The 13422-nt window shown below is 46.4% G+C and carries 7 protein-coding genes; 3 read left to right on the top strand and 4 right to left on the bottom strand.

From position 1 onward, the window contains the following. Positions 1–268: 268 nt before the first annotated feature. The 4 genes from DZK30_RS23165 to DZK30_RS23150 all read right to left on the bottom strand — a co-directional run bounded on the left by DZK30_RS23165 (position 269) and on the right by DZK30_RS23150 (position 9400). Positions 269–757: a hypothetical protein gene (locus DZK30_RS23165; RefSeq protein WP_118976582.1), complete on the bottom strand. Its 489-nt coding sequence runs from the start codon at positions 755–757 to the stop codon at positions 269–271. 269 nt (positions 758–1026) lie between these two features. Beyond that, positions 1027–1506: a hypothetical protein gene (locus tag DZK30_RS23160; RefSeq protein ID WP_162903374.1), complete on the bottom strand. Its 480-nt coding sequence runs from the start codon at positions 1504–1506 to the stop codon at positions 1027–1029. Between the two features lie 8 nt (positions 1507–1514). Continuing rightward, on the bottom strand, positions 1515–5825 hold the full coding sequence (locus tag DZK30_RS23155) for a DUF6443 domain-containing protein (protein WP_118976580.1): 4311 nt from the start codon (positions 5823–5825) through the stop codon (positions 1515–1517). Positions 5826–5830: 5 nt separating this feature from the next. Next, a complete protein-coding gene (locus DZK30_RS23150; protein WP_118976579.1) occupies positions 5831–9400 on the bottom strand; it encodes an RHS repeat domain-containing protein in 3570 nt (1189 codons plus the stop codon). A 1166-nt stretch (positions 9401–10566) separates the two neighbouring features. Here DZK30_RS23150 and DZK30_RS23145 point away from each other — a divergent pair. The 3 genes from DZK30_RS23145 to DZK30_RS23135 all read left to right on the top strand — a co-directional run bounded on the left by DZK30_RS23145 (position 10567) and on the right by DZK30_RS23135 (position 13404). Then, positions 10567–11244 (top strand): histidine kinase, encoded by a 678-nt coding sequence (locus DZK30_RS23145; RefSeq protein ID WP_162903373.1) that lies wholly within the window; start codon positions 10567–10569, stop codon positions 11242–11244. Next, positions 11219–11902 (top strand): LytR/AlgR family response regulator transcription factor, encoded by a 684-nt coding sequence (locus DZK30_RS23140; protein ID WP_118976577.1) that lies wholly within the window; start codon positions 11219–11221, stop codon positions 11900–11902. The genes DZK30_RS23145 and DZK30_RS23140 overlap by 26 nt, the downstream gene beginning before the upstream one ends. 389 nt (positions 11903–12291) lie before the next feature. Continuing rightward, complete coding sequence (locus DZK30_RS23135) at positions 12292–13404, top strand: AI-2E family transporter (RefSeq protein ID WP_118976576.1); 1113 nt, start codon at positions 12292–12294, stop codon at positions 13402–13404. Positions 13405–13422 lie beyond the last annotated feature (18 nt).

Below are 13422 nucleotides of genomic sequence, written 5' to 3'. Positions count from 1 at the left end.
ATCCATTGTGCTATGTCAGCTGCATCGTCCACTGTCACGAAGTTAGGATCTGTCACGCTGAATAGCATTGCGTGAGCGGGCTGTGATGCTTTTGTTTGTGTCTCGCTCAAAGGTGATTTTTGGCAGGATTGGCTAATAATAGTAATTGCCAATAATCCTATCGCCGTTAAGGACTTTAATATACTCAGGTTTTTCATGGGGTTTGTTTAGCGTTAGGAATAGCTTTCCATTCAACAAGGTGATTAAAGTGTATCTTCCATTTCTGAGTTTAGGGCAACACCACGAGCGTATCTAGATTGCTTTTCCCAAGAAAGGACAGATCATTTGCAAAGACAAATTGAATTGTAAATACACCTGGATGTTGTAATTGATATAAATTGGTCGCATCAACATGGGTATGCTTTTGTGAAGGCCTAATATTTAAAAACGGACCAGGGTTAAGGCCTTCAACATACGACACTCGTTCAAATGGCTCTGGCGATCTAGAAGTACCATCTATCTTTTGGATGACGAAATAGTAATCATTTAGTAAATCATTCTCATAACCTGTTGCCAAGTATTTGGGAAACCGGATAGCCTTTTTGACTTTATTAATAAAAGAAACTTGATATTCGAGCACGGTTCTCCCACTTTTTAAATTTAGGGTGTCATTTTTTAATTTGAATGAAACAGCGGACAAGCTTTCTCTTCCTCTAAACGATAAAAAGAAAGCCAAGGCTAAAATAAGAATGCCGGTGATTCGCATATTTCTTGCCATTTCTTAAATAGTTTTGGGGTTCAATCTGTTAACCAATTGCCGCGGTATCGCTTCCAGGCGATCTGATAATCGTTGATCGACAGCATTACGAAAATCGATACACATACATGAGGGCGCTTGCCGGGGCACTTACCGTACAATAACTGTGGTAAATCGACGTCAACGAAAAACAGCTTTGTTGTGGAATCCACTTCATAGTTATATAGAAGCAGCAATTGCTAATCCTATATAGCAATAGACTGACTCCATCGAAAAACTAACTCTGGTAGTTATGGCAAAACAACAAGGGTATCCAAATTACTTTTCCCAAGAAAGGAAAGATCATTTGCGAAAACAAACTGGACGATATAGATTCCCGGAACTTCTATTGGATAAAAGTTGGTAGCAAATTCCTTGGTGTGTCTCTGAGAAGGCTTAATATTTAAAAACGGGCCAGGGTTAAAAGCTTCAAAATATGACATTCGCTCGAAAGGCTCCTGAGAGCGGGTAGTATCGCCTATCTTGTGGATAATGAGATAATAATCGTTTGTCAAATTGTCCTCATAAGCAGCCCTCAAGTGGTTAGGGAACTCGATATTTTTTTTCGTATTATTTGTAAAAGAGATTTGATATTGAAGTGAGGTGCTTCCATTCTTTAATGAAAGCGTGTCATTCTTTATTTTGAACGAAACAGTACTTAAGTGTCCTTTTCCTTTAAAAGAAATTAGAATTAGACCGGCCAAAAGTAGGCAAACAGTGGATAGTCGCATAGTTTGAGTTATTTTTTTAGGTAGTTGGTAGTGAGATTGATTAGCCATTTATCTGCTTCTTTGTTCGCCTTATCTAATAAGGGTTTAAATGTAGCTTGATCTTCCTTGTTTAAGTTACGGTAGTATTCATTAAATTTTGTTCTCCATGATCCAATGCTTCTTATAGAAGAATTTTCTGGTAATTTTATTGTTTTAGGCAGTCGGTCGCCAAATAAGTATTTTGAACTGACGCTACGATCATTAGGCAATATGTTGAAATAATTTGCAAAAAACTCTCTTTTATTGTGACCCGTTACAACGTCGTTTAAATGATCTCGTTGATTGGTGTGCCCAAACTCATGCGCTAATGATAATATCGCGGGTGCCATGTTTTCAGGTCCGCCCTTTACTGAACCAGAGTAAAAATAATCTTCTGTGGAAATTATATACCTATGACCTACATTTGTGCTTCCTGCAATAGTCTCATGTTTGCCATTAATAAATCCAGTGGTGGAACCTAGGTCTTTAAGCTGGTAATTATTTATAATCGTATTAATCACAGACGCCTCTCCCTTATCGTTTATTTCAACTTTTTTTAGCATATTGTAGGTAGCTTCTGCTAAAGAGGTAGTCTTCCCATCTGTTCCAGTTGTTACTGACCGATCCCATGGACCATACAGCGTATTTCCATCGCTCAATTTTACCGCTTCCAAACCTTCAAGCTCGATTGCATTCACTACTTTGTTTTCAGAGAAGGCATAAGTGCTGTTGAACTCATATTTATCAGCTAAAGGGTCAATCTGCCAAAACCTTCCTATTTGTGGATCATGTTCTCTATATTTAAAGCTATACATATTTAGTCCAAAGTCATCTTCGTGGCGCTGGCTCTGAAATTTAATATCATTTTTCTTCGCATTGATGGCCTGGCTGGTTTGTATGGTCAGACCAAAGGGGTAATAGTGGTCTTCTTCTAACACTTTACCTGTATAATTTTCGATCATGATGTTGTCGAACCATACATCTTTACCGATACTCTGGTTGTCGACATAGACCAGCACATAACCATCGCCGGGGCTTACCACGCCGATTTCCGGGGGACCGTTGAATTCAGGTATCGGTCCAAAGGTATTCCAGCCGCTGATGCCATCGAAGGGTACCTGGGTCACGCTGCTGCTTTTATCGACCAGTTGCAGTTTATTATCAAAGAACAATACGTTCAGGTGCGCCCTGGGACGATCCGGATCGTCGTTGGCTGACAGGTTATTGAGCTGGCCGATCAGGGAAGGATTCGATAAGGCATTTTTTACGATCCGCACATTCTCCGGCAACTCATCGATGGGTATGCCTGCGTAGGTATTGCCCTTCAGCAAGGCGCTCATCAGCGATTCCACCACGGCCTCCGGCCCGCTGTCCCCGTTTGACTTGAATTCACCTTCATAAAAGGCATCTGATTTAACAATAAAGCGGTCACCGGGCATGGTCTTCAACATGATAGCTGTACCGACACGCTTGTCGCTGCCGTTGAGCCTTGCTGCCATACGGTCCTCGGGATCATTGCTGCCGGGCTTGCTGTCCCGTACCGTTGGTATATTGTCAAAGATCAATTGCTCTATATTGGCCAGCGAGATCTCGTGCCGGGCTAAGTATATTTCGTCAATAGGTGCCGCATTAATGGTGCTGCGTACATTGCCCAGGTGATCTTTTACAAAATAGTCGTACACAAATTTCGTTTCACCTGTACTGTTAACCACCGGACGACTTTTCCCTTCAGTATTTCTAAAATATTGAAGCGTATCGTTCTTATAGACAAAGTTACCGATATAATCATATCTATCCTTCGTCCCTACACTATATGTTTTGACACGCTTTTGCAATAGGCTTCCGGAAATGTCGTATACATAGCCGATCTCACCTGCAGGCAGTTGGATAAAAGCAGGTTTGTTGAGATAGTTATAGAGGATCGGACTGGTGATCTGTTTGTTAGCATCGGTGAGCATATTGCCATTGGGATCATAGCTGTACTCCTGGGAAGCGTTGGCATTGTCTTTGAAATCGGGCAACGACACCGTCGCGGAAGGCACTACTAGATCCTGCACCTTAACCAGCTGGTTGCTTGCCGGTGCATAAGTATAGCTGAGCTGGTCCATGTCTATTGGGGCATTGATACCAGGCGGGTTGATGCCCCGCTGGTTCATGTGCTGGAGGTTGCCGTTCAGATCATAATCCATACCGGAAGCGGTATAATCATATGCTGCATTGGACCACTGGTTCGCCGCATTCTGCCGCCTGTATTCTGCATGGCTCAGCCGGTTCAGCATATCGTAGCTATAGCCATAAGCTTCTACAGGCGCATTATTGCCTGCCTTACGCCAGGTAATGCCGGCGATATTTCCGTTAAACAACCTGCTGCCAAACCCCTGATCATAGTATAAGTTCTCTTCGAATAAATGGGTGCTGTCTGGTACATTATTGGTATTGGCTACGTCTATGTGGTTCAGCAAGCCCCGCATATTGTATTCCTGCAGAGTGTTCCCGGCCGGGGTCTGTTTCGTTACCATGCGGCCCATGTGGTCATAATAATAATTTGCAACTGCGTATTCAATGCCGTTATCGGTTTGTTGGGTGATCTTCGTCAGTTGGTCATCCCCTCCGGCTCGCTCCAAACCACGCTCAAAAACGGTAACCAATTTACGCTGTGTGTGTGGTCCATCAGTACTGTTAGCGATGGGTTTCGCTTGAGGGTTTTCATGACGCAGAATGTTTTTCCATATCGACCCCTGGAAATAATATATGTTTGAGCTGATGTCTAGACCACCATTTAGATTCTCTGATTGGGCCTGGATGTTTCGCCCATCATCATCATAGTAGTTTACGGTTGTGAGGTAGTCGCCAAGGCCATCGGGGAGTAAAACTCTTTGTTTGGTTGCGGTTACCATCCCGCGTAACACTGTAGCATTCTTCGGGAACACATACATGGGACTGCCCACCGGAATTTGTCCGTTATATTGTGCTGGATCGAAATTGAATGCGGGAGTCTGGTCATAGCCATCGTAGTAAGTGTAACTCAGGATGTCACAGTAATTTAAGCTCGAAGGATAATCATGGTAAAGGTTGTAGTTCTTGGCATAATAGAGCCAGTGATTAGACGGGTAGGTCGAATTATCCTCCATTACGGCGGCAAAATCCTGGCGGGTAGTGCCTGTAGCCTGCCCTTTACCGGTAACGATGGGACGATCCAGGATATCGTAAAAGGTAAACGACCACCAGCCACCGGCCTGTCTCAGGTTGCCATCCTGGTGAAATACCGGCCGGTCCCGCTTGTCGTACACGTAATATTCTACTTCTTTTCCCGGGATCTTCTTCTCTACCATGCGGCCACGGCCATCATATACGTAACTGTAGCAAAGCCCGGTAGCAACGGCCGTTGTTATGCTCCAGGTATTGCCCGATTCGGTTCGTTGATCTATGGCCAAGGGCGGGATCACATAGCGTAGCCGCTGCATATCGTCGTACACATAATAGGTGCAGGCATAACCGTTATGCGCCGTAGGCGGCTGGTGGTTGTCGAAAGCGAAGGATTTCTTCAGCACGATCCGGCCTGCCTTGTCCTTGTATTCCATGCTGAATTTGCCGTCTTCATCGGTTGTCGTCAGCACACTGATCTCGCCGGCATTATAGTACCCGTTGGATACGGGCAGATCGGTTCCGGCATTGCCGATGCTCCATAGCCGTACTTCGCCGGCCTCATTGGAACGGTATTCATAACCGACGCCTCTGCCGGCGCCCACCCAGCTGGCTCCGGGCGGCAATTGCTTCGTCACGCGGTCCAGCGGGGAGTTGTCGTATTGGGTAAGGCTGAAGGGATGCTCCGTGGCGCTTACAAGGTGGTAAAAATCGACGAAGTGGGTAAACGCGGCTGCGTCGAACTTGCCATCGGAGGCCGTCGGTGATTTGGCATATTGCAGGTAGTGGTAACGTTCCCGGCCGGCCTCATCATAGACATAAGGCTGCACGATATCGGCGCCGCTGGCATGCGCCTTTTTCGAAACTGTCTGCAGCGGGCGGCCTATACCATCGACAAAGGCCGTAGTCTGCCGGTAGGCCTCGCCGGCGGGTGGCCAGGTGGGCGTAGGCACATCCGGCGCTTGGGTAGTCACAAAGTTATACAGCGTATTGGAGGGCTGATTGTACAAATAAGGATAGGAGATAGATACCGTGCCTGTGCTGGGTGGCTGCGGTATATTGGTGGTAGGATCGCTCAATTGCTGGGCCATCAAGGTCCCGGGGCCGATCATTACCGCCGGCAAAATAAGGCAGATGCACTTCAGTATTGTTTTCATGATGCTTATTGCGGGGTCTGATAATTATAAGTATGTTTTTTGACGATATTGCCGTCTTGGTCCTTTACCAGCAGTAGTCGGCCAAAGGAATCATAGTCGTAAAAGGTGATCTTGCCCCTGTCGTCGCCTACGGAGGTGACGTTTCCGGTAGCGGGATCATAGGTATAATTGGTCATACTGGCTTCGGCCGGGTACAGCCGCACATCGTCGAGGAAGATATTGAAGCCGCCCGCCGGGCCGGAAATAGTCACCGCATTAACACCGTCTCCCGGAATCAGGCATTCGTAATATTTCCAGGTATTGTTCAGGGTCCTCAAGGCCTGGCCCAGGGCTACGGTTGTCCCGCCGCGGCTTACTACTGGATTGGTGCCGGCCGACCAGAAGGACAGGATGTAATTGCTGCCGGCTTTGGGTATACTTCTTGAGCTGACAATATTGGTTGGGCCGCCGGAGGGCAGCATTTGGTAATAGGCTTTGCCGGTCGCTCCGCCGCCATCCCTCAAAATACTCGCCGGATTAAAGCGCCAGTTGCCTTTATTGTCGTTGGTATTGTAATCCTCGTAATGGCCTTCGAAACCGGTATAGGCGTAGGCGTCTTGTGTAACGACCGCACCCCGTGTCACGGAAGTAGCAAAGCCATTGTTATAATCCCAGGTATAGCTTTCGTTGGGGCCGGAGGGGCGCCATACCGAAGCCGCCCTTGTGGGCGCGCCGATCAGGTCCGGTGCATAGAGCATGCTGTCCTGTAGCTTGTAGTGGCTGTCAAAAGTGAACGTCCCTGCTCCGGTGACGGCGGCAGGTGTATAATTGGGCGCCAGCGCCGATAGTGGTTCGGAAAGTTCCATTGTCCGGAGGGAAGCCACATCGTACCGGTCCGGATGGTATTGGTACAGGCTGGCATCGATGATCCTTTTCTGGTCGGGCGGCGCATTAACGTCGGCGGGCATTCTGTAGGTTACTTTCTCGACGGGCAGGTTCTTGATGCGCAGGTTCGCAAATGTGATTCGGAGGGCAGCGGCGCTGGGGTCCGCGGCATTGTTGGACTGGTAGCCGGGGGCGCTGTTGTAGCTCACCGTTTGCTCAGTCTTTACACCATCGCTGCCTATACTCGTCGTGCTGGCAATATTGCCATAGGCGTCGTAGGTAAAGGATTGGGCTGTGCTTATGGGTGTCGTGCCCTGGTACAGGGTTTCGGTCACTTTCTTCAGCGGTACATTGTAGTAGTATTTCCTGTAGCTGTAAAGGCGGCAGGCATTATAGTCGGCGCAGGCTTCTGTGCGGCCATACAAGGTTTCCCTTTGATGCTCCTTGAACCGGTCGAAGCGTTGAATTCCCTTTCCGAATTTCTGCTTCCGGTCCGCCGCCAGGTCATACTCATAGACTTTGTCGCGGACTTTCTGGTTGGCACTGTTATAATTGATTTCGCTCAGCAATAGCCCACGTTCCAGGGAATTGGAGCTTAGCTTATACAGGTCGCTTTCGTACACATTGATAAAAAAGGCCCGATCGCCGATCTCATCCATGCAGCCCGGATCGTCATAATTGCTATAGCGGTAAACGGTCTTGCTGCCGTCGCTGCTTACTTCCGTAACTTCGCCATAGGTAACCGACTTTACATCTTCGCCAAAGGGGTTAAACTCATTGTCGGAGGCCAGGCTCAGGTAACTGCCGTTAGGCGCGCAAAAATTGACGAAGCGGCTTTGCTCAATATATTTGCTCCTGCCGGAGAGGATGCCGCTGGAAGTCGTCCCGCCACCGATAAAGTTCTTGGTGTAGTAATAAGACTTGGTAATGACGGGACTGCTGTAGCCGGGATTGACGGTTATCGTTTTGATCCTCAACCCGCCGGCATTGGTATTGCTCCCGGCATTTTCCAGCGAAACGGTTCCATATGTTGCTCCCGGCTGATTATTGACCGTTACTTTTTGAAATTGTGCATAGTTGTTGAGCTCATATTCGAAGGTGGCCTTGCCCCCAGTAGGATAGGTGATCGATTTCATGTTACCGATCATGGCCAGTGGCAATGAAGGCAAGCGCCATGCCGTATTGGAATATAAGGAGCCTGCCGTGAAATTAACACCGTTATAATAGCCCCATTGATCCTTCATCAGTGAGCGATATTTAGGTACCTGTTCTTTGCTATAATAGTCAAAGGCGTAGTTTTCCTCATTTTCGCCGTTGTTGCCGGCTATCGTTACCGTATTCAGGAACAGGCGCTCGGTAGCGATGTTGTTATAGCCAAAGCGGATCGTTTTTTGAACGGCCCCTTTTTTGTCGGCGACGATGATAGAATCCAGCTTGGGACTGAGATCGGCGATTCTGGACCTGGGCCAGGGCTGCCAGACATGCGCATGCCTGGGATAAGTAAAGTCCGGCCAGCCGGTGTATTGCGAGCTGATCTTGACGGCCCATATCGTTTTATCAAATTCATCGAGGTCAACGGGTTGTGGGGACCCGTTATCCCAGGTTACACTGTCAAATACCTGCTGCACCGATTGCGACCGGTTAAAGGTAATGTCCTGCAAGGGCGTTTCGATGCTTTTCAGATAGCAGGGGGTGATCACTGAAGCGGCCAGGGTAACCGGTGTAGTGGTCCCGCTCGAATACATAGTGGAGTACGTCGTGCTGGAAAGCGTACGGTAATACCTTACCAGGTTATATCCCCGCTCATAATTAAAGTTAATAACAACACCCTGGGGACTGATGATCCGGGTCAGGTACCAGGCCGTAGGGCTGATATTAAACACATCGCCGGGCTTATCATTGAAAAGGTTGAAATTGTCGTTTCCGCCTCTTGAATAGTCAATCGCATTCAGGTCCCCGCCGAAAATGTATTTCAGGCCATCCGGCGTCGTGATCGTAAACTGGGTGATCATCTTGTTGATCCTCATCCGGGTTACCGAACCCGAATCAAAGGTTACCGGCTCGTCATTAACTTCATGGCTCACTTCCAGGCCGAGGTTGCTTTGTGATCTGACGCGCCATATACCTTGCTCATCCATGAACAAGGTGCCGGAATAGCCTCCAAAAGAAAAATTGTAATCATCCGGCATGCCGTCGGCGAGGTACTCGGGATTCCAATGGCTGGGTGCGTCAAAATAAGGCGCAAAAGTCAGCAATCTTGCCTCCGTGTTCCAATCAGCCGTATTCAGCTTATTGCCACAAAAAAGGAAGCCTTTTTCCATATTGGCAAAATGCTGCCCGTTACGATCGGGGAAAACATAGTCATCGGGCATACCCTTAACGCTGCGGCTGATCACGCCTGCCTGCAAATTCCAGTTCAGACCTACCCAGGTCGGGTGCTGATCCACGCGAACACCGGATGCATCATAGTTGAGCCCGATGGGGATGTTGATCCCATAATAAGATACGGTATGCAGCGGGATGCTGATGTTCGGCTGCCCCGTAGAGAAGTTGACCGGCACGATGCCGCCCCTCGTTAGTGCAGCTGCATTTTCCGATGGCTGGTTGACGGCAATACCCAGACCCGCAGCAATAGAAGTCTGCCCGTGTACCGCAGTGCCGCCCGCAAAGGATAATACCAACCCGATTATCCTAATGAAACTTCGCTTCATAAAATTGTTATTTAGCGTTATATTTTAAAAATACTTGAACAAATCCTTATATTCCTACCCGGCCGTAACGAGTGAAATTGAATGTGTTTTGTTGCAAAAAGAGTAACAAATTAATTGCTTATAAAAAATAATGCAATTGTTAACCACATGCAAAGATTATTAAAATAAATTGTTTAAGCACCCGTGGAAACACCTGATGTATACCTTTCGACCTTTTAAGTGACAGTGCTATTTCACCTTCATTAGCAATTATAAAATAGTACTTCCCAATACATTGATGCTGTACCAAAAACCAGCGTCAATAATAAATAACCTGGAAAAATTACTGGCTAAAACCTGAGAAAATGATTCAAACAGGATTTACCTTAAAGTATTCTTTAAAAATTACCCGGCCAGGAATAGCCGGGTCTGTGCACTAACCAATTAACGAAGCACTATAAAAATGCTTCATGCAAAAAAGCCATGTCCGGTAAGGGTCTTAGGGACCTGTATACTTAAGCTGCCCTCGTTTTGAGGATAGGGCAAAATAACACGGTCTCTTTTTTTATGAAAAATTATTGCCCTCAACTGCGGGAACTTGAGCCAACTGACGGTTTAAGTGCTTTTACCAGCCGATTGCTGTCTCTATTGACAAAGAAAACGGACATCAAAAAACGACATCATTTCATTTACCGTTAATGTCAGGCATTATTATTTAAAGGCCCCCCTTGCGGCGAAACTACACTTCAGATGTTCTATGTCCAGGTAATGCATTAATATTACACCTGTTACCAGGCAAGCCTCAATGCCCAATACTCGATGTCATGCACAGAATAAAAATTATTTCCCTGCACTTAGTTGTGTGGGCTGTTTATACTCTATTTGCCATTGTAGCTTTCAGATTCACTTACAACAACCGGTCGGTAGCCGGTGAGACGACACTGTCATTCGTTATATCGGCTATAATATTCTACTTAAATGGCACCTATTTTCTTCCTAATTTTTACGCTCGTGGAAAGTATTTGTCATATTTCTTACTCGCAACGCTGCTGCTGATCCTGAATTCACTTCTAAAATATGTAATAGGCGAATATGCCCTCTCTTATATCACGGGCATGCCTTCTTCTGTTGCCGGAACATCCTTTTTACATCTTGCTGTTGTGTATTCCTGGCAGTATTTTACGTTTATGCTTTATTCAACGGGCTATTGGTTTGCGCGGATGCAACTACGGCAGCAAAAAGAAAAAGCCGATTCGGAGCATGAAAAATTATTATTAGAGAATATTGCGCTTCGCGCTCAGATCAATCCTCATTTCTTTATCAATACCATGGAGTATTTCAGGGTTGAGATTGAAGACAGCCATCCGGAAGTTTCGGAAGGTATTACCGCGATGACGACCTTTGTAAACAGCAGCATTGTGGCTACCGACGACAATGGCAAAATACCGCTGTTCGATGAGCTCCGGGCTATGGACAGTCTCATTACCATCTTCAGAAAACGCTTTCCCGGCGCCAATATTGACTACACCAATGAGGTATATGAGGATATACCGATTGTACCCCATGTACTGGTAGCGCCAGTCGAAAATGCATTCAAGCACGGTATCTATACCGATGCCGGCAGCAAGCTGATGATACATATAGAACAGACTGAAGAGGACCTGGTGTTTAAGGTATCCAACAGGAAGGGACACCGTTTAAAAGACAAATCGAGAGGTATTGGCATGAGGTATATCAAAAGTCAGCTGGACAAAGCGTATCCCGGACAATACTCCCTGGAAATCGAAGATAAAGAAGAGCAATATAGTCTGTCGCTGACCATCCAAAATATAATGAAAAATGCCGATCACCTGCTTCATCATTGATGACGAGCCTATGGCAATAAGGAGCCTGACCAGGCTTCTCGAAAAAGCGCCCGGCCTGCAATTATTAGGGACCTCCTGCGATCCGGCATCGGGGCTTGCCTTTTTACGATCTCATAAGGTGGACCTGCTCTTTTTGGACATCAGTATGGAAAGGATTACGGGTCTTGAACTCGTTAGTATGATTAATAATCGTGTAGTATTTACCACCGCTCATGCCGATCTGACTAATGACGCCCTGGCATTTGCCAATACCATTGATTATTTGGTTAAACCGTTTACATGGGAACGATTCGCTATTGCCCTGAAAAAAATTGAGGCCAACTTTCCTGATGTTTCCACGCTAAATCCGGCTAAAGCGGAGGCATCTTATCCAATGAAAACCCCATCAGGCGTACAAAATATTGCGTTCAGCCAGGTAAACTATATAAAGGCCTCCGGCTATTATTCAACGGTCTATTATGACCAAGGTACGGCAGTAGTTAATATCCCTTTGGCCTCACTGGAGGCAATCTTCCCTTCTGCCATCTTCGTGAGAATCCATAAATCCTGCATCGTGAATAAGATGAAGATTGTGAAAACGACCTATGATGAGTTGGAACTGATTGGCGGAACATGCCTGAAATTAAGCCGTGTGTATAAAGACAAACTCACTTTGTAACAAAATCGTCGATATTAGCCCGAATGGCAATTTACTTGCAAAGCCGGGCCTTATACAGCCCGGCTTTTTTATATAGCTTATCCCCGATGCAACGATCGGTATATGCCTGCGCGAAGCCTCCTTAAAGATAAAAAGGTTCTCCGGTTTAGCAGCGAATACATTGGAAACGGCATCCTCGTACCCTTCTTAACGATACGTACATCCCTTTTTCCGGAACCAGGGCGCATTAATAATCACCACGGGGCATACCTGTTGAGAAATTAAATAACTTCGGCCATCATACGCGGGCGATCCCTGTTGAAACCTATAGGTGACCGGTGTCTGCTGCCATGGCTGATAACCAAAATTCAATACTCTATTTTCTTAACGGACATTTTTAACCGCTACTCATGGATGCTAACCCTAAAATACAGCTGCCCTTTTATGTAAGGCTTTCCTGTACCTTAATCTCCGTTACACTCATCATATTGTTAATGCACCTGGGAAGCAGCATATTCATTCCCTTATTCTTCGCAGTACTGATAAGCTTCATGCTGCTGCCGGTTACACAGTGGCTGGAGCGCAGAAGATTGCCACGCGGCCTTGCTGCATTGATTGCCATTCTCCTGTTCGTGCTGGTAATAGCGGGCCTGATATTCTTTATCGGTCAGCAGGTAAGTGATTTTTCCAAAGATATACAGAACCTGAGCGTTCGTTTGCAAACCTGGATACAGGAATTGCAACAATGGATCAGCATGGAGTTTCGTGTAAATTACAGCACCCAGATCTCTTATCTCAGCAAAGCAGGTACGGGTTTTATAAGCTTTGCCAGTGCATTGGCCCAAACCTTCTTTGTTACCCTCGGCGGCTTCCTGATCTGGACAATCTTTGTTTTCATTTTTACTTTTTTTATTCTCGTCGGCAGGGGCTTGATCCGGGAATTCATCATTGCGCTTTTCCGGGAGCAACAGCACGACAGGGTCAACGATGTGCTGCTGCAAACCAAGCTGCTTGCCAGGAATTATGTTTCGGGACTGCTATTGGAAATGCTGCTTGTTGCGATCATCAACTGCACCGCCTTAATGATTTTCGGTATTAAATATGCCCTTCTCCTGGGTGTACTGGCCGCTGTATTGAATATCGTTCCTTATATAGGCATATATACGGGAGCCGTTATTGCCGCCGTTATTACATTGAGCAACAGCACGCCCGGACAGGCATTGCAGGTGATCATCATATTGATCATCGTTCATTTCATTGACGCCAATATGCTGATGCCCAGGATAGTGGGTCGCAGCGTAAAAATGAACCCATTGATTACCATTGTTGCCGTTTTAATAGGATCCATCCTTTGGGGCATTTCCGGCACCTTCTTATTTATTCCTCTTGCGGCCATACTCAAGATAATCTTTGAAAGGGTTGATGGACTGAAGCCCTGGGCCATATTGATGGGGACTGAAAAAGGAAGAGTCAGCCCAAAGCCAAAGGCGCCCTTAAGGGATAAGCATAAAGCCGGAAAATGACGTTTGAAAATAAACAAT

This window comes from Taibaiella koreensis (assembly GCF_003545715.1).
GTDB classification, from domain to species: Bacteria; Bacteroidota; Bacteroidia; order Chitinophagales; family Chitinophagaceae; genus Taibaiella; species Taibaiella koreensis.
The sequence above is the reverse complement of the archived record's forward strand: the minus strand, read 5'-3'. Positions and strand labels throughout refer to the sequence as shown.